We start from the raw sequence: 24,778 nt of genomic DNA on the forward strand, positions 1-24,778 counted from the left end.
CGGCTCCTGTGGGGGATGACCGCAGCGTCGCAGCGCCGTCGTGAACGCCGGGTGTGAGAACGGGGTCAGATTCCTTTTCCACGGGAAAAGGGATCCGACCCCGGGCCAGGCCTCAACCCGGCGGCGGGCCCAGCTTCAGGGAAAGATCGATGGCCTGCACGTGCTTGGTCAGTCCACCGATGGAGATGCAGTCCACGCCGTCTTCGGCGATCGAACGCAGGCCACCCAGTCCCACGCTGCCGGAGACTTCCAGCGGAATGCGGCCCGCCGTGATGCGCACTGCCTCGCGGCGCAGGTCGGGGCTGAAGTCATCCAGCAGGATGCGCTCGCAACCGGCTTCCAGCGCCTGGCGCAGCTGGGCCAGGTCCTCGACCTCGACCACCAGCGGCAGCGCGGGCCATTGCCGGCGCGCGGCGGCCACCGCCGCGGCCAGCGAACCGGCGGCACGGATGTGATTTTCCTTCAGCATCACCGTGTCGTAGAGGCCGAAGCGGTGGTTCTCGCCGCCGCCACAGCGCACTGCGTACTTCTGCGCCAGGCGCAGGCCGGGCAGGGTCTTGCGGGTGTCGAGGATGCGCGTGCCGGTACCGGCCACGGCGGCCACGTAGCGGGCCGTAGTGGTGGCGGTGCCGGACAGCGTCTGCAGGAAATTCAGCGAGGTGCGCTCGGCACTGACCAGGCTGCGGCTGCGGCCGTGCAGCAGGGCCAGCACGGTGCCGGCAGTGACCGCGTCACCTTCGGAGACACGCCATTCGATGCGCACGTCCGGGTCGAGCGCGCGGTGGGTGGCGTCGAACCATGGGCGGCCGGCGATCACTCCATCCTGCTTGCACAGCAGGTAAGCGCTGTCGGCCTGGTCGGGCAGCAGGGCGGCGGTGACGTCGCCGCTGCCCAGGTCCTCGGCCAGCGCACGCGCGACATCGGCGGCGACAACGGCCGCATCCGGCGTCGGCAGCGCGCTCATGCGGCCGGGAAGTCGGTGATCTGGGCGGTCGGGATGGCTTCCTCGGCCAGCAGCACCGGAATGCCGTCGTCAACGCGGAACACCTGCTTGCGGTCGCGGGTGACCAGCGCTTCGCGCAGCGGCTGCGCCAGCGGGTTGCCATCGGCCTTGTTCACCGCGCCGGCGGAAATGGCCTTGTTGAGGGCTTCCAGACCCTTGCCATCCAGCAGGGACAGGGGCTGGCGGGTGTCCGGCGACACCAGCAGGTCGAGCAGCTTGCGATCCATGGTTCTTCGTCTTGCGTGGAAGATGGCTAGAATACGTCTTTAAGGCAGGTGACGGCCAATGACCCCCAACCCGATCGCGCCGCTTGTCGGCATCGTCATGGGTTCCCGTTCCGACTGGGAAACCATGCAGCACGCCGCCCAGAAGCTTGAAGCCCTGGGTGTTCCGTTCGAAGTGAAGGTGGTGTCCGCGCATCGGACGCCGGATGTGTTGTTCAGTTACGCCGAGCAGGCGGGCCCGCGTGGCCTGCGCGCCATCATCGCCGGTGCCGGCGGGGCCGCGCACCTTCCGGGCATGATCGCCGCCAAGACCGCCGTGCCGGTGCTGGGCGTGCCGGTGCAGTCCAAGGCCCTCAACGGCATGGATTCGCTGCTGTCGATCGTGCAGATGCCGGCCGGCATCCCGGTCGCCACCTTCGCCATCGGTAATGCCGGCGCGTCCAACGCCGCGCTGTTCGCCGCTGCGATGCTGGCCAGCGACCAGCCGGCGATCGGCCAGGCGCTCGACGCGTTCCGTGCGCGCCAGACCGAAGACGTGATGGCCCACGACGATCCGCGCCAATGAGCCTGACCGTCGGCATCCTGGGCGGCGGCCAGCTCGCCCGCATGATGGTCCTGGCCGGTGCGCCGCTGGGATTGCGCTTCGAACTGTACGACCCGGCAGCCGACGCCTGCAGCGGCCCGCTGGCGCCGCTTACCGTCGGTGCCTTCGATGACCGCCAGGCGCTGGCGGAGTTCGCTGCCAAGGTCGATGTGGTCACCTTCGATTTCGAGAACGTGCCCGCTGACAGCGCGCAGTTCCTGGCCGACCGCGTACCGGTGTATCCGCCGCCGGCCGCACTGGCGGTGGCCCAGGACCGGTTGAGCGAGAAGACCCTGTTCCAGCAGCTGGGCATCCCGCTGCCGGCCTTTGCCGATATCCGCAGCCGTGACGAGCTGGCTGCGAAGGCGGCTGAGTTCGGCCTGCCGTGCATCCTCAAGACCCGCCGCCTTGGTTACGACGGCAAGGGCCAGTTCCGCCTGCGCAGCGAGGCCGACATCGACGCCGCGTGGGATGCACTGGGTGCGCAGGTCGAGCGTACCGGCCTGATCCTGGAAGGCTTCGTGGCGTTCCAGCGCGAGGTCAGTGTGGTCGCTGTGCGTGGCCGCGATGGCAGCTTCGAGGCCTGGCCGGTCACTGGCAACTGGCATGTCGACGGCGTGCTGTCGGCCAGCGTGGCCCCGGCCGTGCTGGCCGATGCCGAGCAGCAGGCCGCGATCGGCTATGCCCGCCGTGTCGCCGAACACCTGCAGTACGTCGGCGTGTTCGCGCTGGAGCTGTTCTGCCGCGATGGCGAGCTGCTGGCCAACGAGATGGCGCCGCGGGTGCACAACTCCGGCCACTGGACCATCGAAGGCAGTGAGACCTCGCAGTTCGAAAACCACCTGCGCGCCGTGCTGGGCCTGCCGCTGGGCAGCACCCGCATGCTCGGTCATGCCTGCATGCTGAACTGGCTGGGCGAGATGCCCGACCCGTTGCCGGTGCTGGCCCAGGCCAGCGGTCACTGGCACGACTACGGCAAGGAAGCGCGCGAAGGCCGCAAGGTCGGCCACGCCACCCTGCGCGACGATGATGCCGCTGCACTGGCCGATGCGCTGGACCAGGTTGGCCTGGAGCTGGACCGCCAGGCCCAGGTGGCGCCGGCGGTGCACGCGCTGCGCAACCGCTGAGCCCGGTAGTGCCGGCCGCTGGCCGGCAGTGCAACGCTGTGACGCGCCGGTGCAGGCATCGGCGCAACATTCCCGGTGGTAGCGTGGAGCTCCTTTCTCAGGAGTCACCCCCATGCTCGACTGGAATGCCTACCGCAAGGAACTGAAGGGCCGCATCGGTGAGATCGGCAAGCTCTCGCCGGACACGGTCAAGGGCTACGCAACCCTGGCTAACGCTGGCGCGCAGACCAACCACCTCGATGCGAAGACCCGCGAGCTGATCGCGCTGGCGGTGGCGGTGACCACCCGCTGCGACGGCTGCATCACCGTGCACGTCGACGCGGCGCTGAAGCATGGTGCCAGCCGCGAGGAAATCGCCGAGGCGCTGGGCGTGGCGGTGTCGCTCAACGCCGGCGCCGCGCTGGTGTACTCGGCACGGGTGATGGACGCAGTGGCCGCACACGAAAGCGCGTGATGCCACGCTCTGCTTCCCGGTAGTGCCGGGCGCTGGCCGGCAACCCTCTGGGCGTACCAACGATGCCGGGGTTGCCGGCCAGCGGCCGGCACTACCCGCGCTCGGGTTCCTGCCTCAGCGCAGCTGGCTTTCGGCAAATTCCCAGTTGACCAGCTGCCAGAACGCGTCCAGGTAACGCGCGCGGTCATTCTGGTAGTCGGTGTAGTAGGCGTGCTCCCAGACATCGCAGCACAGCAGCGGCGTGCTTTCACCCGTCAGCGGCGTGCCGGCATTGCGGGTGGCCTGGATGCCCAGCTGCCCGCCAGGATGCTGCACCAGCCACACCCAGCCCGAGCCGAACAGGCCCAGCGCGGTGCGGTTGAATTCCTCGCGCAGGCGCTGCACGTCGCCGAACTGGCGCTTCACCAGCTCGCCCAGGCGGCCCTGCGGTTCGCCGCCGCCACGGGGCCGCAGGCACTGCCAGTAGAAGCCGTGGTTCCACGCCTGGGCGGCCGCATCGAACAGCTTTCCCTGGGCCTGGCGGACGATCTCCTCCAGTGACGCTTCTTCCCACTCGGTGCCGAGGATGCCGGCATTGACTGCATCCACATAGGCGCGATGGTGGCGGCCGTGGTGCAGTTCCAGGGTCTGTGCGGACAGGTGCGGCTGCAGGGAGCCGGAAAGGTAGGGCAGGGCAGGCAATTCGACAGGCATGGACAGGTTCGTGGCCAGAGGGGCGGCGGCAGCCGGTTCCATCCGCTTACAATGGCGGCTACCGTGGGCAGTCTAGCCGACCACCGCGGTCGGTTTGTCCGGCGAAGCAAGGAGTGAGGTTGTGGCGGTAATGCAGCAAATCCAGGCCGAGGTCGATCGTTACCCGCTCGTGCTGTTCATGAAGGGCACCCCGCAATACCCGATGTGCGGCTTCTCCAGCCGCGCCGTACAGGCGTTGATGGCAGCCGGCGCGGTCACCCTGCGCACCGTCAACGTGCTGGAAGAACCCGAGATCCGCGCCAACCTGCCGCGGTTCTCCAACCTGCCGACCTTCCCGCAGCTGTTCATCAATGGAGAGCTGATCGGCGGCTGCGACATCGTCCTGGAACTGTTTGAAGCCGGCGAGCTCAAGCGCATCGTCGAAGAGGCGACCCAGGGATGAGTGCCTGGCCATCGACGTCACCGACCAACGGGGCGCTCGATGGCCGCCCGTTGCAGGATCGCGTGGTGCTGGTTGCCGGCGCCGGCGGTGGGCTGGGCAGTGCGGCGGCCGTTGCCGCCGCCGCCGCCGGGGCCACCGTGGTCCTGCTGGGCCGCAAGCCGCGCCGCCTGGACCGGGTCTACGCCCAGGTCCAGGCGGTCGGCCCGGAGCCCCTGCTGTATCCGCTGGACCTGGAAGGCGCGGGACCCGACGACTATGCCGAACTGGCCCAGGCCCTGCAGCGCGAGCTCGGGCGGCTGGACGGCCTGCTGGTCTGTGCCGCTCACTTCCCGGGCCTGACCCCGTTCGAACTGGCCGACCCGGCCAGTTTCGCCCGCGCGGTGCACGTCACCCTCACTGCCCCGGCGTGGCTGGCCCAGGCCTGCCTGCCGCTGCTGCGGCAGCGCGAGGACGCGGCCCTGGTGTTTGCGGTCGATGCCTCCGAACGGGTGGGGCAGGCCTATTGGGGGGGATACGGTGTGGCCCAGCATGGCCTGCGCGGGCTGATCACCAGCCTGCATGACGAACTCGGCCGCAGCCCGGTGCGGGTCAGCGGCCTGTATCCGGGCCCCCTGCGCACGGCGCTGCGCGCCCGCGCCTATTCCGTCGACCAGGACCCGGCCGCGCAGGGCCCGGAGGTGGCCGCCGCTGCGGCCGTGGCGCTGCTGTCCAGTGCTGGCAGCGCCTGGCGGGGCCAGATTCTCGATGCCAGCGGGGCAATTCCCGGCGAGTGAGCCCCGGGGAAAGACGGAGTGAAGAACCCGTCACGATTGCGTTGCGATCCGGTGCCGTTTGTCGCACAACCGTCACATTGATGGCGTAGCGTGTTAATCTAGTGTTAACCGTTGTGGCTGCCTTCAGCCAAGCGGTAGGGAACCCCAGATAAATCTCCGACCAGCCACCCGCAGGGCTGTTTGGATGCGCTTTTTTTCCGCCATCGCCAACTCGCATCGAGGCTACCGAAAAATGACCCACCCACTCCGGATGTCCAAGCTCACCCTTGGTCTCGTGGCTGCGCTCGCCGCCGCTCCCGCCTTCGCCCAGAGCACCTCTGCCGGTGTCGGCGGCCAGGTGATGTCCGCCGCAGGCCAGCCTGTCGCCGGCGCTGAAGTCACCATCACCCACACCGAGTCGGGCACTGTTTCGCGTGCCACCACCGATGCGTCGGGTCGATACAACGCGCGCGGCCTGCGCGTGGGTGGTCCGTACACCATCACCATCACCAAGTCCGGTGAAGGCACCAAGACCGAAGAGGGTGTCTACCTGAACCTGAACCAGGTCAACACCGTCAACGCCAACCTGGGCGGTGACCTGGCTGCGACCAACCTGGACGCGGTGAACGTTGTTGCGACCGCTGGCGGCCTGGACCTGTTCAGCGCCAACAAGATGGGCACCGGCAGCAACGTGACCCGCGAAACGATGGACGCGCTGCCGTCGGCCAACCGCAACATCCAGGACTACATCCGCCTGGACCCGCGCATCTCGCAGGTCAGCAAGGCTGACGGCGCGATCTCGGCCGGTGGCCAGAACACCCGCTACAACGCCATCCGCATCGACGGTATCAGCGCCTCCGATCCGTTCGGCCTGGGCTCCAACAACCTGCCGACCGAGCGTCAGCCGGTGTCGATGGACGCCATCCAGGAAATCAACATCGACCTGGCCAACTACGACACCACCATCGCCGGTGGTACCGGTGCGGTGATCAACGCCGTGACCAAGTCGGGTACCAACGAGTTCCACGGCACCGTGTACGGCTCGTACCGCGACAAGGACATGATCCGCACGCGCCTGGAAGGTGACACGACGGACTTCAACGGCTTCAAGGACGAGAAGACCTACGGCATGACCCTGGGCGGCCCGATCGTCAAGGACAAGCTGTTCTTCTTCACCAACTATGAAAAGTACGAGCGTAGCGGCGGCGGCGTGAGCCTCGGCGAAACCCCGTACAACAAGCCGAACGGCATCAGCGACGCCGACATCGCCCGCGTGCAGAAGCGCATGTCCGATCTGGGCTACCCGGTTGGCGGCATCGGTGCGCTGGACAACAAGACCTCGATCGAAGAATACGCGATCAAGCTCGACTGGAACATCAACGAGAACCACCGCGCGGCCCTGCGCTACAACAAGATGAAGCAGGACGTCGTCCGCTTCCCGCAGGTCAACAACAGCGCCATCTCGCTGAGCGACTTCTGGTACACCCAGCCGACCCAGTACGAAACCTGGATGGGTGAACTGTTCAGTGACTGGTCCGAGAACTTCTCGACCGAGTTCAAGGTTTCGCACAAGGACTACTCGTCCAACCGCGTTGCTGCCTCGCACCTGCCGCAGATCCGCGTGCGCTTCGGCAACAACTCGCTGTACCTGGGTACCGAGCAGAACACCCACACCAACATCGTCGAGTCGAAGGAACTGAGCGCCTTCGGTGCCGGTACCTGGTACATCGGTGACCACACCGTCAAGTTCGGTTTCGACTATACCGACAACGACCTGATGAACTTCTACGGCCGCAACCTGTACGGCGCGTACGAGTTCGCCGACCTGGCTGCGTTTGAAGCCGGTACCCCGTCGGCCTACCAGGTGCGCGTGCCGCGCGCCGGCGGCAGCGTTGACGACATTCCGGCCAAGTTCCACCTGAAGAACACCGGCCTGTTCATCCAGGACACCTGGGCGATCAACTACAACCTGAGCCTGATGTTCGGTATCCGTATCGACATGCCGGACTTCAGCACCCAGCGCCTGTACAACCCGCGCATCGAACAGCTGTACGGCTTCAACAACACCCAGCTGGTCGACAAGAAGCTGTTCCAGCCGCGCGTCGGCTTCAACTACACCTTCGACACCGATCGTCCGACCCAGCTGCGCGGTGGCGTTGGCCTGTTCGGCGGCGCTGCTCCGAACGTGTGGCTGGCAGGTGCCTACCAGAACACCGGCCTGAACTACTCCGAGTACAACCTGACCCGCAACCCGGGTGGCTTCAGCTTCGACGCTGACAACCCGTACATCCCGAACCCGTCGCTGGCCTCGGCCCGCCAGAACGTCGACCTGATCGCTCCGGGCACCCGCCTGCCGTCGGTGTGGAAGGCCAACCTGGCGTTCGACCATGAGCTGCCGTGGTACGGCATCGTGGCGTCGGCTGAAGTGCTGTTCACCAAGGTCAAGGATGGTCTGTACTTCGACCGCCTGGACGTGATGTCCCCGAATGCCAAGCGTTCGGTCGGTCAGGATGGTCGCGCGCTGTACTGGAACGACTACGGCATGAACGGTGCCAATGCCGGCCCGAACGGCATGCAGGCTGGCCAGAAGAATGGTCGCGCCTGCTCGGCGACCGATCTGACCTGCCCGGGTGACCGCGTCAACCGTCCGGGTGACATCGGCGACGTGATCCTGCTGCGCAACACCGACAAGGGTCGTGGTTCGCAGGCTACCTTCTCGCTGGCCAAGCCGCTGACCGAGAACTGGGGCTGGTCGCTGGGTTACACCTACACCCAGTCCAAGGAAGTGAGCCCGCTGTCCAGCTCGCAGAACACCTCGAACTGGAACAACACGCTGAGCCTGAATGCCAACGACAACGTTGCGTACAACTCGCGCTACGCGATCAAGGACCGCATCACCGGCACCCTGGAGTGGAAGCACAACTTCTTCGGTGACAATGCCACCCGCGTTGGCCTGTTCTATGAAGGCCGTTCGGGCCGTCCGTACAGCTACGTCTACTACAACGACGTGAATGGCGACGGTGCCGGTACCAACGACCTGTTCTACGTGCCGAAGGGCCCGGGTGACGTGATCTTCACCGGCGGTGCCGACATGGAGAAGAAGTTCTTCGAATGGCTGGCGCAGAATCCGGAGCTCGAGGCCTACCGTGGCAGCGTGGTCCCGGCCAACTCGCACCGCGCCAAGTGGGTCAACAGCTTCGACGTCCGTATCAGCCAGGAATTCCCGGGCTTCGTGAAGGGTCACAAGGGTGAAGTCGCCCTGGACATCATGAATGTCGGCAACCTGCTGAACAAGAAGTGGGGCCTGATCGACGACTACGGCTTCTACGCCACCCGTCGCGTTGCCAACTACTCGGGTATCGACCCGGCTACCGGCAAGTACCTGTACAACTTCACCGGCCGTACCGACAATTCCTCGATCCAGGAAAACAACAACGACAAGGGCAACACCGCCGTGTCGCGTTGGTCGATGCAGCTGACCCTGAAGTACAAGTTCTGATCCGTCAGAGCCTGACGCAGTAAGTGAAAACGGCCGGGGAAACCCGGCCGTTTTCCGTTCAGGCGAAAGCCCTTGCAGGCCACTCTGCATCGGCGTAGCATCCAGAAATGTGCGCGGTGCCAACGCCGCCGATGCGGTCCCGGAAAGGCGAACGCGGGGAGCACACATCCAACGGTCGGGCTTCCCGGCCGTTTTGCTTTTTAAGGGGGCGGCAGTACAGTCGGAAACCTTGAAGGAAGCGAAAAATTGGATATGACCACGAACGAAAAATCAGCCCGCGCACTGCCGGTGCAGGACGCGCGGATCTACCCGCGCGGTGGGCTGGATGTGCTGTCGCGGGCCGAAGTGGCCCGCCTGCGCGATGCGTCTGCCGGCGGCATGCACGAGCTGCTGCGCCGCTGTGCGCTGGCCGTGCTGACCAGTGGCAGCGCCTCTGACGATCCGCGCGCGGCACGCGATCTGTATCCCGATTTCGACATCCAGGTGGCGCAGCAGGATCGCGGCGTGCGCATCGACCTGGTCAACGCGCCGGCGATGGCCTTCGTCGATGGCGAGATCATCCGCGGCGTCGCCGAACTGCTGTTCGCGGTGGTGCGTGACCTGGCCTACATGGCCATCGAGATGGGCCCGGCCTACGCGGCCGAACTGGAGTCGTCCGAAGGCATCACCAATGCCGTGTTCGGCCTGCTGCGCAATGCGCGCATCCTCAATCCGGGCGACCCGAACCTGGTGGTCTGCTGGGGCGGCCACTCGATTTCGCGCGACGAGTATCTGTACACCAAGCAGGTGGGCTATGAGCTGGGCCTGCGTGGCCTGGACATCTGCACCGGCTGCGGCCCGGGTGCGATGAAGGGCCCGATGAAGGGGGCCACCATCGCTCATGCCAAGCAGCGCCGTACCGTGACGCGCTACATCGGCCTGACCGAGCCGGGCATCATCGCCGCCGAGTCGCCGAACCCGATCGTCAACCACCTGGTGATCATGCCGGACATCGAGAAGCGCCTTGAGGCCTTCGTCCGCATCGGCCACGGCATCATCGTGTTCGCCGGTGGCGTCGGTACCGCCGAGGAAATCCTGTACCTGCTCGGCATCCTGCTGCGCGAGGAGAACAAGGACCTGCCGTTCCCGCTGATCCTGACCGGCCCGACGGTGGCGGCGCCGTACTTCGAGCAGATCGACCGCTTCATCCGCCTGACCCTGGGTGATGAAGCCGCCGAGCGCTACGAGATCATCATCGGCGACCCGGTTGCGGTGGCGAAGAAGATGGCCAATGGCATCAAGCGCGTGCGCGAGCACCGCCTGGCGCAGAAGGACTCGTTCTTCTTCAACTGGTCGATCGAGATTCCGTGGGAGTACCAGCAGCCGTTCGTGCCGACCCACGAGGCGATGGCGGCGCTGGACCTGCACCACGGGCGTGCGCCGCATGCGCTGGCGGCGGACCTGCGCCGGGCGTTCTCGGGCATCGTCGCCGGCAATGTGAAGGAAGACGGCATGCGTCGCATCGAGCAGTTCGGGCCGTTCCAGATCCATGGCGACCCGGACATGATGCAGGCCCTGGACGGGCTGCTGCGTGCCTTCGTCGAGCAGCGCCGGATGAAGATCTCCGGCGAGTACCAGCCCTGCTACCAGGTGCTGGCCTGAGCCCGCGCCGGCGCGATGGGGATCGCGCCGGGACAGGTAGGGGAGGGCGGGTCGTCAAGGCGTTGACGCCCGTCGCCCCGGATTGACCGTTCATCCTGCCGCCGCTTGCCGGTGGCAGGACGATGGCCCATCGTGGCCATCAACACGCTGGGGAGCGTCCAATGTCTTTGCGCCGGCAAAACGGCTTCACGCTGGTCGAGTTGATGATCACGCTGGTCATCCTGGTCATTCTGGCCAGCATCTCCTATCCCAGCTTCCGCACCGCGATGCGCTCCAATCGCCTGACCACCACCAACAACGAGGTGATCGGTCTGCTGTCGCTCGCCCGCAGCGAGGCCATCCGCAACCGCCACGGTGGCGGGGTCTGCGGCAGCAGCAACGGAACGTCCTGCGACGGCGAGTGGAGCAAGGGCATGCTGGCCTGGGGCGATGCCGATGGCGATGGCTCCATCAGTGGCAGCGAAAGCGTGCTGCGCTTCTCCAAGGGCAGCAGCAGCCTGGCGGTCGAGGCTCCCAGCCCAACCGTCATAACCTTCGATTCCCAGGGGCGCCGCCGCGCGTCCGCCGACCAGATCGTGAGCCTGGTGCCGCAAGGCTGCAAGGCGGGTGACCCCATGCGGACCCTGACCGTCCTGTTCTCGGGCCAGGTCCGCTCCACCGCAGGAACCTGCAAATGAAACGTCGTCGTTCCGGCATGGGCGGGCCTGCCCGCAGTCGTGGCTTCAGCCTGATCGAGGTGCTGATCGCGCTGCTGGTGCTGGCGTTCGGCCTGCTTGGCTTTGCGCTGCTGCAGACCATGAACGTGCGGTTCGTGCAGAGCGCCAGCCAGCGCACCCATGCCACCAGCCTGGCCTACGACCTGATCGAGCTGATGCGCGTGCAGCGCAGCGAAACCCTCAACGGTGGCGAATACACCAAGGCCTCGTTCACCGCCGGCTCGGTCACCGCACCTGCCGGCCCCTGCACCTGGCCCAACAGTGCCAACGTCACAGCCTCCAAGGCGAACGTGGCGCGCTGGCAATGCCAGGTCGTCAAGGTGCTGGGAGGCAAGGCCAGCGCCAACGTGACCGTCAATGATGGCCTGGTTACGGTGGGCATCGGCTGGGGAGACGAGCGATGGAACGCAGCCAATCCCGACAGCATCACCACGTTCACCCTGGTTACCCGTCTATGAAGCGCGCGCCTTCCCTTGCCAGCCATGCGGCAGGCCTTTCGCTGGTGGAACTGCTGATCTCGCTGGTCATCGGCCTGGTGCTGATGCTGGGCGTGACCCAGATCTTCATGGCCTCGCGGGCGGCCTCGCAGCTGTCCGAGGGTGTCGCGCGCACCCAGGAAAACGCTCGATTCGCACTGGAGTTCCTCGAGCGCGACATCCGGATGGCCGGGCACATGGGCTGCGTGAACGACCAGGCGCATCTGGTGCGTGCCCAGGACAGTGTCAAGGTCAACATTGCCGGCGTGAAGTCGGGTGATGGCAGCCCGATGGACTTTTCGGTGCCGATCCAGGGTTACGAGGCGCAGGGTACCGCGCCTGGCAACAAGCTGACCCTCGGCGCGAGCTGGGGGGCGGCCGGCAGCACGCCGTCGGCGATCACCAATCTGAAGCCCAAACCGCTTGGCGGCAGCGACATCATCGTGATGCGCTACCTGGCGCCGGAAGGCTCGCCGGTGCTGTCCATCGGTTCCGGTACTTCGCCGGACATCACGATCGCCAGTGACGCGGCGGCCCGCCTGTCGGCCGGTGCCGTCACCACGCCCTCGGCGTTTGCCGTGGCCGATTGCAGCAAGGTGGACGTGTTCGCCGGAAAAATCGCCGGCAGCACGATCACGGCCAGCAAAGCCGATCTCTCGGCGTATTCGGCCAACAACGCGGTGACCATGGTCTATCGGGTGGAATCGATGGCGTACTACGTGGCCACCAATACCGCCGGCGAACCCGCGCTGTACCGCGCGCGTGGCGCTGGCGACAACACCTTCGCCACCGGTGAGGAGCTGGTGGAAGGCATCGAGAGCCTGCAGTTCCTCTATGGACAGGATACCGAGACGGCGATCAGCAGCGCCGCGCCGCCGACCGGGGTAATCGCCTTCCAGAAGACTGCCAGCGGGGTCAGCACCGGTACCGATGCCGCCGCTGTCGCTGCGTGGCGGCGGGTTGGCATGGTGCAGTTCGGGCTGCTGGTGCGCAGCCCGCAGCGGGCCGCTGCGGAGCAGGCCAATACGGCGGTGGCCCAGCTGGGTGTGCTCGGCGTTGGCTTCAATCCGCCCACGACCTACGACGATCGCTACCGTGCCTCCTACGAGGTGTCCGTGGCGCTGCGCAACCGACTGTTCGGGAACTGACCCATGAAGCCCTCCGTCTCCCGTCGATTCCAGGGGCGCGCGCAGCAGCGCGGCGCGGTGCTGTACGTGGCCCTGATGCTGTTGATCCTGCTGTCGCTGATCGGCGTGGTCGGCATGCAGGTGGCCAGCATGCAGGAGCGCATGTCCTCCAACTACCGGGCCGCCAACGTGGCGTTCCAGGCCAGCGAACGAGCGGTACGTGATGCCGAGCGGTCGATCGAGGAGATTGACAACAATACCGGCGATGGCGGCGCGTTGAAGGCTGACGCCATCAAGCGCATCTGCGACGACGGCTTCGATCCCACCCGCTGGGTGGGTGAGCAGAAGCTGTCGGCGGCGCCGGTGGTCAGCGTGCGCCGCATCGACGCCTGCATCCAGGGCGAATCGACGCTGGGCATGGGCACGCCGGAAAGCGAAGAGCCCACCCGCGTCTACCAGATCACCGCGTTCGGCTCCGATCGCGATGCCGCCACCAGCAACGAGGGTACCTCCTCGGCGGCTGTCGACACTGTTTTCAAGCTTTGAGGAATCCGGTCATGGCGACCCGAAAGATCAAGATCCTGGCCGGCTCCGGGCTGCTGCTGGCGGTGGCGGGTGGTACCTGGCTTGCGATGAACCTGTTCGCCGCGCAGGCGCAGGGAACGTTGTCACAGCACCCGATGAACCTGAAGGTCTCCGCACCGCCGTCGTTCATCATGGCGGTGGATGATTCGGGTTCGATGACCTTCCAGACCCAGTTCCCGGGGCAGGATGGTACGGCGTGCTGGCACTACGGAAGAAGGAGTTTCTTCCGATCGGCCGGGGTGCTCAATACGCCTGAAGACGTGCCCGTAACCTATGACCGGTGGGGAAATGCCATCCAGACTGGTGAGTGCAGTTACTTCTATGTGCTGCCCGGCGCACGGATCAACAGCTACAACGGCATCCCGGCGCTGGATGTCTTCGGGTTTGCCCGATCGGCGGCCTACAACCCGACCTACTACGACCCTGCCATCAAGTACGAGCCCTGGCTGCGGATCGTGAACGAAGAAGTGCAGTCGTATCCAGTGGCGAGTACGTCGGCCACCCTCATCGATCCTCGTGAGACGGATACACTGGCGATCGCCAGCAGCTATCTGGGTACCTCGTCCTGGGACGTCCAGAGGATGCAGGAAGGGATGACGGTACCGGCCGGGCAGACCTACAGGACTGCAAGCAGGGCCAATGGTGGTTTTGGCAGCGAGAACGCCAATACGAGAGGCGCGATCTGGAACTCGGCGGGCTATGCGTCGCTGCGTTATGTGCCCGCTACGTTCTACATGCCATACACAAGTGAGGGCGACGCCTATCCGCAGTTGCCGGGCACTGCCAATGCGTATGCAGGTATCCAGCGAACCAAGGTCACCGGCGCCTGCGGTTCGGGATGTGACATGTGGAAGTACGTCATCGGCACCGGTGATGCTGCCGCATTGCAGAACTTCGCCAACTGGTACTCGTACTACGGTAACCGCAACCGGGCGATGATCGCCGGCATGACGCGTGCATTGAATGTCAATGACATGTATGTCGGCTACTTCCGGATCAACGATTTCCAGGATTACAACAGCTCGACGGACTCCAACAAACGGCTTGCGATCCGGGACATGAGCGTGATCGGGCAGAAGTCCGCGCTCTACACCAGCATGATCGCGCTGACGGCCAGTGGTGGTACGCCGAATCGACATGCCGTCAACGCCGCGGGCCTGCAGTTCATGCGGACCGATGACAATGCCCCCATCAAGCTGTCCTGCCAGAAGAATGCGGTGATGCTGTTCACCGACGGCTACAGCAACAATGGCAACAACCTTTCGTCATCCCTGGCGCCTGCCCCGGGCAACGTGGACGGAGACATGGGGACTCCCTTCTCGGATGGCAATTCCAACACCATGGGTGATATTGCCGCGTACTACTACGTGAACCCGTTGCGAACCGATGATCGGATGCCCCGGGGACAGGTGCCGGTACCGGAGCAATGTGCGACCAGTACCGACAAGTCGCTGGACTGCAACAAGGACCTGCATATCAACTTCTACGGGATCACGCTGGGTGCGCGTGGCAATCTGTTCGACCCGAACAGGCAGCAGAACCCGTATACCGATTCGGCGGTCTACAGCAACTGGCCGAGTCGCCAGAACGACAATCCCAGTACCGTGGATGACATCTGGCATGCCGCGACCAATACCCGCGGTGAGTACATCAACGCGCGTACTCCGGCAGACATCACCACGGCCATGCGCCGGGTGCTGTCGTCGGTCACCTCCGGGCCAGCGCCTTCGGGCAGCCAGGGCCTGACCGGCGCGCGTATCGGTACCGGATCGCTGGCGGTCACGCCCCAGTTCGAAGTGGCCAACGAGGAAACCGATTGGTTCAGCCGCCTGAAGGCATCCAAGCTCGCGGTCAACGACAAGACGCAGCAGACCGAGTACACGCAGGTATGGGAAGCGGCCGAGAAGCTGGGGGCGCAGCGTTCGCGCACCATCGTCGCCACCAAGGGCAATGCTGCGGTTGACTTCAGCAGCACCAACATCGCCTTCACCGACCTCTGCAACAAGGACGAGAAGCAGTATCCGGGCATTGCGCGCTGTTCCGCGACCGAGGCTGAAAAGCTGGGCGGCGACATCGCCACGGCCATGGCTTATCTGCGCGGCGACGCATCACGCGAAGTACGCAACTCGGGGGGCATCTATCGCACCCGTACCACCGTGCTGGGCGACATCGTCAATTCCAGTCCGGTGATCAGTTCGCCCCGCGACGACTATGGCTACCAGCGCATCAGCACCGCGATGGCGACCTCGTATGCCACGTATCTGACCCGCAAGCGCAACAATGGCCGCTACATGGTCTATGTCGGTGCCAACGACGGCATGCTGCATGCCTTCGACGGTGGCATGAACGGCAACGGCGTAAGTGACAGTGCCGGTGGCAGCGAGACCTTCGCCTACGTTCCTGGCACGGCGCTGGGCCACATGGCCAACCTTCTGTACCCCTACGTGGCGGCCAACAAGTCCGACCAGCGCTTCCGTCATCGCTACTACGTGGATGGACCGATCGCGGTGGCGGACGCACAGATCGGTGGCAACTGGGCCACGGCGCTGGTGGGTACGGCGGGCGCCGGTGGGCGCTCGGTGTTCGCGCTGGATGTAACCACGCCGTCCAGCTTCGGCACCGGTAACCGCCTGTGGGAAATCAGTGACGTGGCGCCGGGGCTCGATAGCACCGTGAAGGCGAATATCGGTCATGTCCTTGGCAAGCCGGTGATCGTGCCGGTGAAGGAAGGGACCGGGGTGGCGTGGAAAGCGATCTTCGGCAACGGTTACAACAGCCTCAGCCGCAAGGCTGTGCTGTTCGTGGTCGACCTGGGATCGGGCGCGGTGCGGATGATCACTGCTACCGAGGCCGCGGCAACCGCACCTGCCGGTGACAATGGCCTGGGCAACATCGTGGCCGTCGACCGTTGGCGCGCCGACAGCGCCGGTGGGACCGGGCGTGTACGTGGCCGTGACGGACTGGCGGACACGATCTATGCGGCCGACCAGCGCGGCGCGCTGTGGAAGTTCGATCTGGAAAGCACGGCGACCTCGGTCACCACGCCGGTGTTCACCACGGCGCGCCAGACCAACAACAACAACCAGGTGTACCGCCAGCCGATTACCGGTGGCATGACCGCAGTGACCGGACCCGGTGGTGGCGTGATGCTGGTGCTGGGTACCGGCAGCTTCTCCTTCGACAATGACCCGCAGGATCTCACCGCGCAGTCGCTGTACGGTGTCAACGACACCAGCAAGGACCAGCCGGAGGCCACGATCGTGCCCGCCAATCTGCTGGCCTATACGGTGACCACCACCAACAAGTTGCGCACGGTCACGGCCACCCCCTTCTCCGGGGCGGCGCGCGGGTGGAGCATTGCATTGCCCGGCGCAGGTGAACGCTTTGTTGGTAATCCTGCAGTGGCGTCGGGAACGGTGTTCATGCCGACCTACATGCCCACCGCGGGTGGCCGTGGCTGTTCGACCGAGGGAAGCAACTGGCTGTTTGGCCTCAATCCGATCTCGGGTGTTGCATCGCTGGAGCAGGCGCGGGTCGGGTCCATTACCGGCACGCCCTATGGAGCGGGCACGGCCGGCGTCAGTCTCGATACCGGCGGCACCGCACCGGTGAAGGACGTCAATGTCTCGGTGATGCCGCGCCTGGCAAAGGGTGCCGATCGAGGCGGACGCGCCTGCTGGATGGCGGTCAACGTGGCGGGTGCTCCGACGATGTACGTACCTTATCCCTGCGGTCGCCAATCCTGGCGCCAGATTCAGTAACGAAGACATTCCCATGAGCCTGAATACTCTTTCCCGCACCCTGCGTCGTCCCGGCAAGCAGCACGGTTTCTCCCTCATCGAATTGATGATCGTAGTGATCGTGCTCGGCATCCTGGCCGCGATTGTCGTTCCGTCTTACCAGCAGTACATCCGCCAGTCACACCGGGGCGTGGCCAAGGCGGACCTGGTGGAGTACGCGCAGCGCGCTGAGCGCTACTACTCGGTGAACAACACCTACTCGGGCTTCGCGCTGCCCAGCAAGGTGTCGCCGCGCGAGGGCGGGACCACACGCTACGCAGTCACGTTCGATGGCAAGGCGTCCTCGTTCACGCTGACGGCGACGCCCCAGGGCAACCAGACCAAGGACAGCTGCGGGACGCTGAGCGTGGACCAGGCCAACCGCAAAACGGCCAGCGGCACGGTTTCCGATTGCTGGTAAATCAGGTGTTGATCTTCCTCTGAACGCCCAGTACAATGCGCCTCCCCGCCCGAATAGCTCAGCCGGTTAGAGCACTTGACTGTTAATCAGGGGGTCGTTGGTTCGAGTCCAACTTCGGGCGCCAGATACAGCATGTACTTAGGCCGCGCATTGTCGCGGCCTTTGTCTTTTGTGGGTTGCTGAAAACACGAAAGCAACACAGAAGCGTCACCCTCGCTGCTTAGACCCCTTCCGCGTCTTCGGTGACGTCGCACGCCCGCGCTGCGTCAGGTACTCGTCCAGCAGCTCCTGCGGGGCGACGCCTATGGCCTCGGCGAACTCCACCAGCTCAACGGCGTCGATACGCCGCTCCCCACGCTCGCACTTGGACACGAAGGTCTGCGTGTTACCCAGGCGCTCGGCCAACTCGATCTGCGTCACGCGCGCCCGCTTACGAGCCGCCTTCAGGACGGCCAGCAGGAGTTGGTAATCGCGGTTGTGGGTCGATTGGGCCATCGCGCGGTGACATGAAGCTCACCGCACGCTAGAGTCCGTGTTGGATTAGTCCAAAATAGACTATTAGCTGACGCAAGCTTAGGGGGAGTGAATGAGGCGGATAGGGATTCTTCTGGTTGTTGTGATGGCCTTGGCCTGGATCGGGTCGAAGCTGGTGCCGCGCAGCGAGCCCGCTGCCGTCGCCTTACCCGCAGCAGTGGCCGAGGCGCCGCGGAGGCAGGCCCAGCAGCCTGAGACCTCGAAGCCCGAGCCGGAGCGCCCCATGACGGCCGCGGAGAAGAAGGCGCAGCAGGAGAAGTGGTTCGGCGCCGACACCATCGTCGCGGCCGAGCGCGCCGTTAGACGCGAGATGAAGGACCCGGACGCCGCGCAGTTCCGGGATGTGCGCGCCAACTACACCGAGGAGTTCGGTGTGGTCGCCTGCGGCCGGGTCAACGCCCAAAACGAGTTCGGCGGATACACAGGCTTCCGGCGCTTCGTGTCCAGCGGCAAGAGCGTGATCCTTGAGGGTCGGGATAACGTTGCCGATGCGTGGACAGGGGCCTGTCTCTGATTTCGCGGCAGGAGAGTCTTTCCTTTACATGGACGCGGATAATACGAAAACGACATGAATACCGCTAAGCTGGCTGCGACATAGCTGCGAGGGAGCGTTAGCGTGTACCTTTTCTATACTGACGAAACCAACCTTGATCCAGCCCAGTCCGATTTCTTCGTCTACGGCGGCCTAACCGTGCCCTCAGACCGCGCGAGGCAGCTAAGCGAGGCGATGGATGCCCTTCGCACCAGGTTCGGACTTCCTCCCGGCGCGATGCTGAAGTTCAATCCAGCTCCAGCGGGGCTGAATCACGATCAATTTAAGGCTCTAAAACAAGCCGTGGTTGAGTTGGCGATCGAGCATGGCTGCCAGTTCATCGCAACGCTCACCCTACACAGTATCGCTAGAAACTCTGACGAGGCGAGAAGGTTTGCGATCAACACTATCGTGTATCACTTCGATGGCTTCCTCAATGCGCGGGGAACCCACGGATTGGTCTTGATAGATAGGTTCACAGACGCGCAACTCGATGAACAACTCCGCGACAGATTCGCGGTTGGCGTCCGTGGACTGCCCTACTCACCGACAATGCGATTGCAGAACATCGTTGGCTTCCACTACGCGGCAATCGGCCAGGCGCATTTCGGATCGCTCATCGATATCGTGCTCGGTTCCTTTCGCTTTGCAGTCAACGCATTCACTAGGGGTGACGAGGCCAGGAGACAATCAGGTGACACAATCCTCCGCCTGCTAGCGCCACTGTTCATCAGGAATGATGACGGAAGAGTCTCGGGCATCGGGTTGCACTTCAGCCCCGTTGCTGTTCGTGCCGCAATTTACAGAACACAGTATGAGGCGTTGCGGACCTATCTCGCTGAGCGCGGCATAGAGGCAAGCCAGCAGATACGTGCCGAGCAAGTTTACTGACCGTTGGTCAGTGCGCGATCGCACACAAGAGCGTGAAATGAAAGGGCCACCGTCACGGTGGCCCTTTCTCATACACGGCGGGAGAACGGCGTTAATCGTCGGATGGTGTGGGCCCGACCACCCGAATGGTGGACATCGCCTCGGCCGACTGCTCCTCGTCCATGTCTGCCGGGTGGTGTTTCTGACGGGGCGGCACCTCGACGCCCTTCTTGCGTATGTCGTTGGCATACCACCGAACCGACTTCGCCGTCGTCGCCGCGCCCTCGATCTGCGCGTTGACCATGTCTGCCACCAGAGCGTGCGGGTAACCTGCGGGGTCCATCAGAATCGCGCGGGCGAGTGCGCCCACTCCAAGGCCGCGCGACTTCTTCTCGGTCGCATCCGGCGCTTCGGTGGCCTCGGCCTTCGGCTGTGTGCGCTGCTCGGCCGCCTTGGGCTTCTTCGGCCGCCCGAACGAGCTCAGGTCGATGTTCTTGTCGGCCGCGACCTGTTCGATCCGGGCGACGAGCTTGGTCCGGGTCGCGAAGGTCTTGGGGCCTGCGGGCTTGTCGGCGATCCGGTTGTGCAGGGCCAGCAGTTCCTTGGTGGGTATTTTTTCCAGCTTCATGGCGTTCTCCTACGTGTTGGTGGGCACGTAGGCATTAGGTCGCGGCTTCCCCAGTTCGGGAGCCCCCGCCCCCCCCTCAAGAAGGCAATTTTTCTCAGCTATTGAGACATCCTGCATGCAAAATGCAGACGTGATAAAAATAAGAAATTAGCGGGCCGTGGTGGCCCACGACGCCAAGGGGGCAAGGAATGGCTGACGAGAAGAAAAGTTACCCGAAGATCCCGCGTAACAACTGGTTCCTGTTGCGGGACAAGTTTAAGCAGCGGACGCCCGAGAAGGTGTCGCCAAGCTACGTGGCCACGGCCCTAGGTATGAGCGAGGCGTCGGCAAGTGCGAACATCATCCCGCCGCTCAGGACCTTCGGATTGATCGGCGAGGACAACAAACCAACCGATCTCGCCTATGACTGGAGAGATGACACAAAGTACGCGGGTGTGTGCGAGAAGATCTTCGAAAAGGTCTACCCGCAGGAGCTCCGGGACATCTTCCACGATCCGCAGAGCATCGATAGCAAGTCCGTCGAGGCTTGGTTTGCTAGGGATGCGAAAGTGGGCCAGGCGGCAGCGAGGGCTTATGGCGCGACGTTCTCGATGCTACTTGAGGCAGACGTGTCTAAGGCGAAGGAGCAGAAGGCCTCCAAACAGAAAAACGGCGCAGATAAGCCTAAGGCAGTGAAGACGCCCTCTACCGCGAAGAAGGTAGCTCCACCCCCAACAGAGAAGACCTCACCACCGCCTCAGCCCATTGTTGAGATGCCCGTGGCCGGGAGCAGGCCAGCTTTCAGTCCGAAGCTGCACTTGGACATTCAAATCCACATCTCTCCTGATAGTAGCCCCGAGCAGATTGAGAAGATTTTCGAGAGTATGGCGAAGCACCTCCCTTTCAAGGGGTAGGTTGAATGGATATCGAGAGTACGCTGGGCAGCGTCAGGCAATTGAGGGATGCAATCCGGGAAAAGAACCCTCCTCCGGAAGAGGGGGCACCAAGCCCAGATGACTTCGTCATCATTTTCTCGCTGGTTCGGAACACCCGCGGGTACATTGAACGAGTTGTGCACCAGATCAATGGCGCATACGCCAACGGCTGGTACGACGCTTGCGCGGTGATGATTCGGAGGCTAGTGGAGACGCTCATTATTGAGTCGTTTGAGAGGCACGGAATCTCGGACAAGATCAAGGGGACAAGCGGCGACTTCCTGTTCTTGCGCGATTTGATATCCGTCACACTCGCGGAAACGTCTTGGAATTTGAGTAGGAATACCAAGCAAGCACTCCCGCGCCTGAAGGACGTGGGCGATCTCTCAGCTCACAGTCGGCGTTACATCGCGCAGCGGAAGGATATTGACAAGCTCGTGCAGGACCTGAGGGTGGTGGTTCAGGAGCTGGTGACCGTCGCCGAGTTGAAAAGATAGGCCCAATCACCTAATCGACCGTCTGAGCGCGAAGGTCCACAAGCGCATGAAAAGAAGGGGATGCCATGACGACATCCCCTCCGAAACACGGCCGGGCCACCCGTTGCCCTCTGCGCACCTAACCAACCCGGCCGGGTTTGCTCGGGTCAGGTCGGGAGGAAGGCCAGGTGCGCCATCCCCGCCCCCAGGGCGTTCGCCCTGCGCTTGGTCTCGCGGTCGACGTACAGGTCCAGCGCGCGACAGTAGGGTTGCCCGGCCAGTGCCGCGGCCTCGTCGAACTCCTCGGAGCCGACGGCAACGCCGTTGCGGGCGGCGGCGGCCTCCAGCTCAGGGAACGGATCGCACCTGTGCTGGATCGCCGCGACCAGGGCGGCGAGTGCCAGCATCGCCGGGTGGCACGGTGGATAGTGGGTGCGTCGGTCAGTCATCGCCGTCGCCCCCGATCAGGTCGTGGTCGATCTCCTGCTCGCGCATGGCGAGCTGGACCGAGCTCAGCGGGTTCGACTTGCCGGAGTTCCAGGCGCGGATGGTGACCAGGATGCCCTGGAGGCGCGCGTCGCCCAGCTTGATGTACTCATGCACCTTGAGGAAGTCGTCCTGCCTCATCGCTGACGCCAGCTCCACCGGGCCGACCGGGCGGTCCTTTGAGGGCATGCGGTCGATCAGGGACAGCACGGCGGACGCCAGGGCGACGTTGCGCGTGCCGACGGCGACCTGGGCCATGTGGCCGAGCTCGGCGGGGCCGGCGTGCTGGAGCTGCTGGAGGTACTCGGTGCGCTTGGGGTCGCCCAGGGCCGCGCGGGCCAGGACTTTCGCCGGGGAGTCGTAGAACTGGCGCTGGCCGATCAGCTGCGCGTGCGGCGCGCCCGCGTCCTTCAGGATCTTGTCCAGCTCGGCCTTGGAGTTGTCCTTGATCTCGCGGACGGTGGCGACAGTCTCGTGCTCGGCGAAGCGGGCGACGTCCGCCCCGCCGAGGCCGGGGGCGGTCTTCCAGCGCGCGGCGATCTGCTGCTTGCGGGTCGCGATGTCCTTGTTCAGGCGCTCGATCGCGGCGAGGGTGCGCTTGTGCAGCAGGTCCAGGGTCGAGGCGAGTTCGCCGATCTGCTGGGTGCTGAGGAGAGGGGTGTCGCTGAGGGTGATCTTCATGCTCGTTGGCTCCTGTGAGGTTGGTCCTCCGGTCGCCTGTCACGAGCGCATCCCCAGCCGTGGGGTGGTCTGCGCGCCAATGCGCTGACCGGATGCCTGCAATGTGTCGCGGAGCGTTGGGCGCGAACGCCATCGTTTCCCGGACGTGTTTCCCTCGGAGCTGCAGCCGTCACCGCGGCTTGCGATTCATGGGCTTGGCGTCTCGCCGCCCACCGATGGAATGTCGGAGGGCTGAAGTGGTCGCAGGATTTGCGACGGTGACGCGCTTCACTGCACCTGCAACATTCCGTTGCCGACCCTGCACAGGACCCTGCAATGAGCACCACTCAAATCGGCGTCAAATGCTCTTGTGGAAGTGACAAGTTCGAGATGCCCAAGAACCCGAAGGCATCGGACACCATCAAGTGCTCCAGGTGCGGAGCGAGCGGCACTTACGGCAACGTGATGCGGCAGGCGACCTCGCAGGCCAAGACCGCCGTTGAGAAGCAACTCAAGGACATGCTCCGCAAGGCGGGGTTCAAGTAAGGAGCCCAGGCTAGGCGTCCTTGGTTGGCACGCTGCCCAGGCTGCCGCATTCCTCGCACATGCGCACGCGCACCACGTCGTCGGAGAAGGTGAAGCGGGCGCAGCACATGCAGCTGCGGCGCACCACCTTGGGCGGAACCTCGTTGAGGTCCAGCACGTCGGCGCGCCGTCTGCCGCCGTCGCAGGGCCGGCGGACTGGCTCGACCAGCGCCCTGGCGATGCGCCTGTCCTCGGGCGACAGCTCCCGCCGGCCGGGCGTCGCGCCGAGCCACCGGTAGTCGGGCTGGCCCGGGTCGTGGCAGCGCGCCGTCACGGTGCTGTACCCGACCCCGAGCGCCTGTGCCGCCTGCCTGACGGAGGGGTATCGCACCCCGTCCACCTCGACGGCGACCGCGTGCCCGTTAGTGGCCCCGGTTGACGCTGCCATGCTCGCGCCGCGCCTCGTACTCCAGCGACATGCGCTCCCACTCGTCCGCGTCCAGGCGCGGCACCGGGCCGAGGCACGTCATCTCGCTGCGGCGGGCCAGGGCGTCGCGCCCGCCCATCGCCTCGACCGCCTCGGGCGCGGTGCCCTCGATAGCGCCCAGCATGACCTCGATCTGCTCCGCCTTGGCCAGGGCCTCGGCCACCGTCAGCTTGTCACTCATCGTCCTGATCCTCGTCGTGCGGCCGCGCCGCGTTGTACTTGGAGAGCAGCGCCACGAGCTGGGCTCGCTCGTCGGCGGGCATCGCCAGTAGTGCGTCGGCCGAGAGGCCCGTGTCCTCGACCCTGACGCGCAGCCTGTCGGCCATCTGCTCGCCGTAGCGGAACTTCAGGAGGACCTCCAGGAGCCTGTCGCTGTGCTTCCTGACGGTGAGCGGCCTTTCCTCGCCGGTCGTAGGGTCCGCGGTGGTGGCGAGGCGTCCCTGGTGAATGACCGGCTCGTCGTAGCCGATCGCGGCGCGCCTGTACGCCTCGTCGAGCAGGGAGTCCAGGGCGACCTCGATGGCCTTCTCCCACCGGGTGCGGAACTCGATGTCGTTGGCCTTGTGGTAGAAGGCCGTCTGCCTGCTGATGCCCGCTGCGGCGGCGGCCTGCTTGGGCGAGCACGTGTCCTCCAGCACTTGGAAGAACAGCTCGCGCCGCTCGGGCGTGAAGGTGTTCGGGATGGAAAGCACGGTCGCCTCCGGGTGAAAAGTGGCTTACGTTGTGATGGTGTCGTGCTTACGTGCGCAGGCATGCCATCGTTCAAGTAGTCGGATCAACGGCTTGGATGGCGACGGCCATCCGATGCTCGATTAGGTGGCGCGCGTCGGTGGGATCGCTCGGCCTGTTCGCCTCGCGCGCGAGGGACACGGCACTCACGGTCGGAAGGGCAATCCAACGCATTCCCCCGCATTGATCGCCACGCCCGTGAAGTCGGCCACGGTTGTTCGGGCCTTGGGCCGTCAAATTGCTTTGCACCCAAGGGGCCGATTGCGTCGGCTTCCCCTCGGGTGCGTCAATAATCGTAAATAATCTTTTTGAATCAAAGACTTATTTTCAATGCAACTACTGCAACTACTGCAACTACTAAAAAAAGAAGAAAGAGAAAAAGATCGATCCGGGCGAGTCAGGCGCGTTTCGTAGG

At 64.7% G+C, this 24,778-nt stretch carries 28 protein-coding genes and 1 tRNA gene; 19 read left to right on the top strand and 10 right to left on the bottom strand.

Annotated elements, in window-relative coordinates; all coding sequences use genetic code 11:
• Positions 1–112: 112 nt before the first annotated feature.
• A complete protein-coding gene (gene nadC / locus AC5P57_RS03280) occupies positions 113–964 on the bottom strand; it encodes a carboxylating nicotinate-nucleotide diphosphorylase (protein ID WP_099552701.1) in 852 nt (283 codons plus the stop codon).
• Complete coding sequence (locus tag AC5P57_RS03285) at positions 961–1,230, bottom strand: Trm112 family protein (RefSeq protein WP_049432560.1); 270 nt, start codon at positions 1,228–1,230, stop codon at positions 961–963. Before AC5P57_RS03285 ends, nadC begins: the two co-directional genes overlap by 4 nt.
• 58 nt (positions 1,231–1,288) lie before the next feature.
• On the opposite strand from AC5P57_RS03285, the gene purE reads away from it, so the two are divergent.
• The 3 genes from purE (at position 1,289) to AC5P57_RS03300 (ending at position 3,391) form a co-directional block, all read left to right on the top strand.
• Positions 1,289–1,792, top strand: coding sequence for a 5-(carboxyamino)imidazole ribonucleotide mutase (gene purE / locus AC5P57_RS03290; protein ID WP_005412808.1), 504 nt, complete (start codon positions 1,289–1,291; stop codon positions 1,790–1,792).
• Positions 1,789–2,937: a 5-(carboxyamino)imidazole ribonucleotide synthase gene (locus tag AC5P57_RS03295; RefSeq protein ID WP_099552700.1), complete on the top strand. Its 1,149-nt coding sequence runs from the start codon at positions 1,789–1,791 to the stop codon at positions 2,935–2,937. The genes purE and AC5P57_RS03295 overlap by 4 nt, the downstream gene beginning before the upstream one ends.
• 112 nt (positions 2,938–3,049) lie before the next feature.
• Positions 3,050–3,391 (top strand): carboxymuconolactone decarboxylase family protein, encoded by a 342-nt coding sequence (locus AC5P57_RS03300; RefSeq protein WP_004152082.1) that lies wholly within the window; start codon positions 3,050–3,052, stop codon positions 3,389–3,391.
• Between the two features lie 114 nt (positions 3,392–3,505).
• Here AC5P57_RS03300 and AC5P57_RS03305 read toward each other — a convergent pair whose 3' ends face one another.
• Positions 3,506–4,084 carry a superoxide dismutase gene (locus AC5P57_RS03305; protein WP_099552721.1) on the bottom strand — a complete coding sequence of 193 codons (579 nt, stop codon included), beginning with the start codon at positions 4,082–4,084 and terminating at the stop codon, positions 3,506–3,508.
• 121 nt (positions 4,085–4,205) lie between these two features.
• On the opposite strand from AC5P57_RS03305, the gene grxD reads away from it, so the two are divergent.
• From grxD to AC5P57_RS03360, 11 genes are all read left to right on the top strand, one after another.
• Positions 4,206–4,526, top strand: coding sequence for a Grx4 family monothiol glutaredoxin (gene grxD, locus AC5P57_RS03310; RefSeq protein WP_005408852.1), 321 nt, complete (start codon positions 4,206–4,208; stop codon positions 4,524–4,526).
• Positions 4,523–5,299 (top strand): SDR family NAD(P)-dependent oxidoreductase, encoded by a 777-nt coding sequence (locus AC5P57_RS03315; protein WP_099552699.1) that lies wholly within the window; start codon positions 4,523–4,525, stop codon positions 5,297–5,299. Before grxD ends, AC5P57_RS03315 begins: the two co-directional genes overlap by 4 nt.
• Before the next feature lie 232 nt (positions 5,300–5,531).
• Positions 5,532–8,777: a TonB-dependent receptor gene (locus tag AC5P57_RS03320; protein ID WP_099552698.1), complete on the top strand. Its 3,246-nt coding sequence runs from the start codon at positions 5,532–5,534 to the stop codon at positions 8,775–8,777.
• Between the two features lie 252 nt (positions 8,778–9,029).
• Entirely contained in the window at positions 9,030–10,418 is a 1,389-nt protein-coding gene (ppnN, locus tag AC5P57_RS03325; protein ID WP_099552697.1) for a nucleotide 5'-monophosphate nucleosidase PpnN, read from the top strand.
• Between the two features lie 161 nt (positions 10,419–10,579).
• A complete protein-coding gene (locus tag AC5P57_RS03330) occupies positions 10,580–11,095 on the top strand; it encodes a GspH/FimT family pseudopilin (protein WP_099552696.1) in 516 nt (171 codons plus the stop codon).
• A complete protein-coding gene (pilV, locus tag AC5P57_RS03335; protein ID WP_262236265.1) occupies positions 11,092–11,592 on the top strand; it encodes a type IV pilus modification protein PilV in 501 nt (166 codons plus the stop codon). Before AC5P57_RS03330 ends, pilV begins: the two co-directional genes overlap by 4 nt.
• Positions 11,589–12,758 carry a PilW family protein gene (locus tag AC5P57_RS03340; protein WP_099552694.1) on the top strand — a complete coding sequence of 390 codons (1,170 nt, stop codon included), beginning with the start codon at positions 11,589–11,591 and terminating at the stop codon, positions 12,756–12,758. Before pilV ends, AC5P57_RS03340 begins: the two co-directional genes overlap by 4 nt.
• A 3-nt stretch (positions 12,759–12,761) precedes the next feature.
• Positions 12,762–13,283: a pilus assembly PilX family protein gene (locus AC5P57_RS03345; RefSeq protein ID WP_099552693.1), complete on the top strand. Its 522-nt coding sequence runs from the start codon at positions 12,762–12,764 to the stop codon at positions 13,281–13,283.
• 11 nt (positions 13,284–13,294) lie between these two features.
• On the top strand, positions 13,295–17,083 hold the full coding sequence (locus tag AC5P57_RS03350) for a pilus assembly protein (RefSeq protein ID WP_099552692.1): 3,789 nt from the start codon (positions 13,295–13,297) through the stop codon (positions 17,081–17,083).
• 13 nt (positions 17,084–17,096) lie between these two features.
• The gene (locus AC5P57_RS03355) at positions 17,097–17,522 is read left to right on the top strand and encodes a type IV pilin protein (protein ID WP_099552691.1); all 426 of its coding nucleotides are present in this window, start codon (positions 17,097–17,099) and stop codon (positions 17,520–17,522) included.
• Between the two features lie 47 nt (positions 17,523–17,569).
• Positions 17,570–17,646, top strand: a tRNA-Asn gene (locus AC5P57_RS03360).
• A gap of 83 nt (positions 17,647–17,729) precedes the next feature.
• Here the strand turns inward: AC5P57_RS03360 and AC5P57_RS03365 are convergent.
• The gene (locus AC5P57_RS03365; RefSeq protein ID WP_253078674.1) at positions 17,730–18,017 is read right to left on the bottom strand and encodes a helix-turn-helix domain-containing protein; all 288 of its coding nucleotides are present in this window, start codon (positions 18,015–18,017) and stop codon (positions 17,730–17,732) included.
• A gap of 124 nt (positions 18,018–18,141) precedes the next feature.
• Between AC5P57_RS03365 and AC5P57_RS03370 the strand changes: the two genes are divergently transcribed.
• Together AC5P57_RS03370 and AC5P57_RS03375 are read left to right on the top strand one after the other, a co-directional pair.
• Positions 18,142–18,570 (top strand): hypothetical protein, encoded by a 429-nt coding sequence (locus AC5P57_RS03370; RefSeq protein WP_253078673.1) that lies wholly within the window; start codon positions 18,142–18,144, stop codon positions 18,568–18,570.
• Positions 18,571–18,672: 102 nt separating this feature from the next.
• Positions 18,673–19,479 (top strand): DUF3800 domain-containing protein, encoded by an 807-nt coding sequence (locus AC5P57_RS03375; RefSeq protein WP_253078672.1) that lies wholly within the window; start codon positions 18,673–18,675, stop codon positions 19,477–19,479.
• 91 nt (positions 19,480–19,570) lie between these two features.
• Here AC5P57_RS03375 and AC5P57_RS03380 read toward each other — a convergent pair whose 3' ends face one another.
• A complete protein-coding gene (locus AC5P57_RS03380; RefSeq protein ID WP_253078671.1) occupies positions 19,571–20,086 on the bottom strand; it encodes a hypothetical protein in 516 nt (171 codons plus the stop codon).
• A gap of 188 nt (positions 20,087–20,274) precedes the next feature.
• Between AC5P57_RS03380 and AC5P57_RS03385 the strand changes: the two genes are divergently transcribed.
• Both AC5P57_RS03385 and AC5P57_RS03390 read left to right on the top strand, forming a co-directional pair.
• On the top strand, positions 20,275–20,979 hold the full coding sequence (locus AC5P57_RS03385; RefSeq protein ID WP_253078670.1) for a DUF5343 domain-containing protein: 705 nt from the start codon (positions 20,275–20,277) through the stop codon (positions 20,977–20,979).
• A gap of 5 nt (positions 20,980–20,984) precedes the next feature.
• A complete protein-coding gene (locus tag AC5P57_RS03390) occupies positions 20,985–21,497 on the top strand; it encodes a hypothetical protein (protein WP_253078669.1) in 513 nt (170 codons plus the stop codon).
• A 146-nt stretch (positions 21,498–21,643) separates the two neighbouring features.
• On the opposite strand, the gene AC5P57_RS03395 is transcribed toward AC5P57_RS03390, so the two are convergent.
• Positions 21,644–21,883, bottom strand: coding sequence for a hypothetical protein (locus tag AC5P57_RS03395; RefSeq protein WP_253078668.1), 240 nt, complete (start codon positions 21,881–21,883; stop codon positions 21,644–21,646).
• Positions 21,884–21,917: 34 nt separating this feature from the next.
• Positions 21,918–22,643, bottom strand: a complete 726-nt coding sequence (locus AC5P57_RS03400; RefSeq protein ID WP_253078667.1) for a hypothetical protein — start codon at positions 22,641–22,643, stop codon at positions 21,918–21,920.
• 315 nt (positions 22,644–22,958) lie between these two features.
• Between AC5P57_RS03400 and AC5P57_RS03405 the strand changes: the two genes are divergently transcribed.
• Positions 22,959–23,168: an ECs_2282 family putative zinc-binding protein gene (locus AC5P57_RS03405; protein WP_009582329.1), complete on the top strand. Its 210-nt coding sequence runs from the start codon at positions 22,959–22,961 to the stop codon at positions 23,166–23,168.
• Between the two features lie 10 nt (positions 23,169–23,178).
• On the opposite strand, the gene AC5P57_RS03410 is transcribed toward AC5P57_RS03405, so the two are convergent.
• The 3 genes from AC5P57_RS03410 to AC5P57_RS03420 are packed head-to-tail and all read right to left on the bottom strand — an operon-like array spanning position 23,179 to position 24,326.
• Entirely contained in the window at positions 23,179–23,538 is a 360-nt protein-coding gene (locus tag AC5P57_RS03410) for a hypothetical protein (RefSeq protein ID WP_253078666.1), read from the bottom strand.
• A 31-nt stretch (positions 23,539–23,569) separates the two neighbouring features.
• Positions 23,570–23,815: a hypothetical protein gene (locus AC5P57_RS03415; RefSeq protein ID WP_226690071.1), complete on the bottom strand. Its 246-nt coding sequence runs from the start codon at positions 23,813–23,815 to the stop codon at positions 23,570–23,572.
• Positions 23,808–24,326 carry a hypothetical protein gene (locus AC5P57_RS03420; protein WP_242877947.1) on the bottom strand — a complete coding sequence of 173 codons (519 nt, stop codon included), beginning with the start codon at positions 24,324–24,326 and terminating at the stop codon, positions 23,808–23,810. Before AC5P57_RS03420 ends, AC5P57_RS03415 begins: the two co-directional genes overlap by 8 nt.
• Positions 24,327–24,778: the final 452 nt, after the last annotated feature.

The sequence above is a fragment of the Stenotrophomonas sp. YJH_SMC_79 genome (assembly GCF_059367995.1).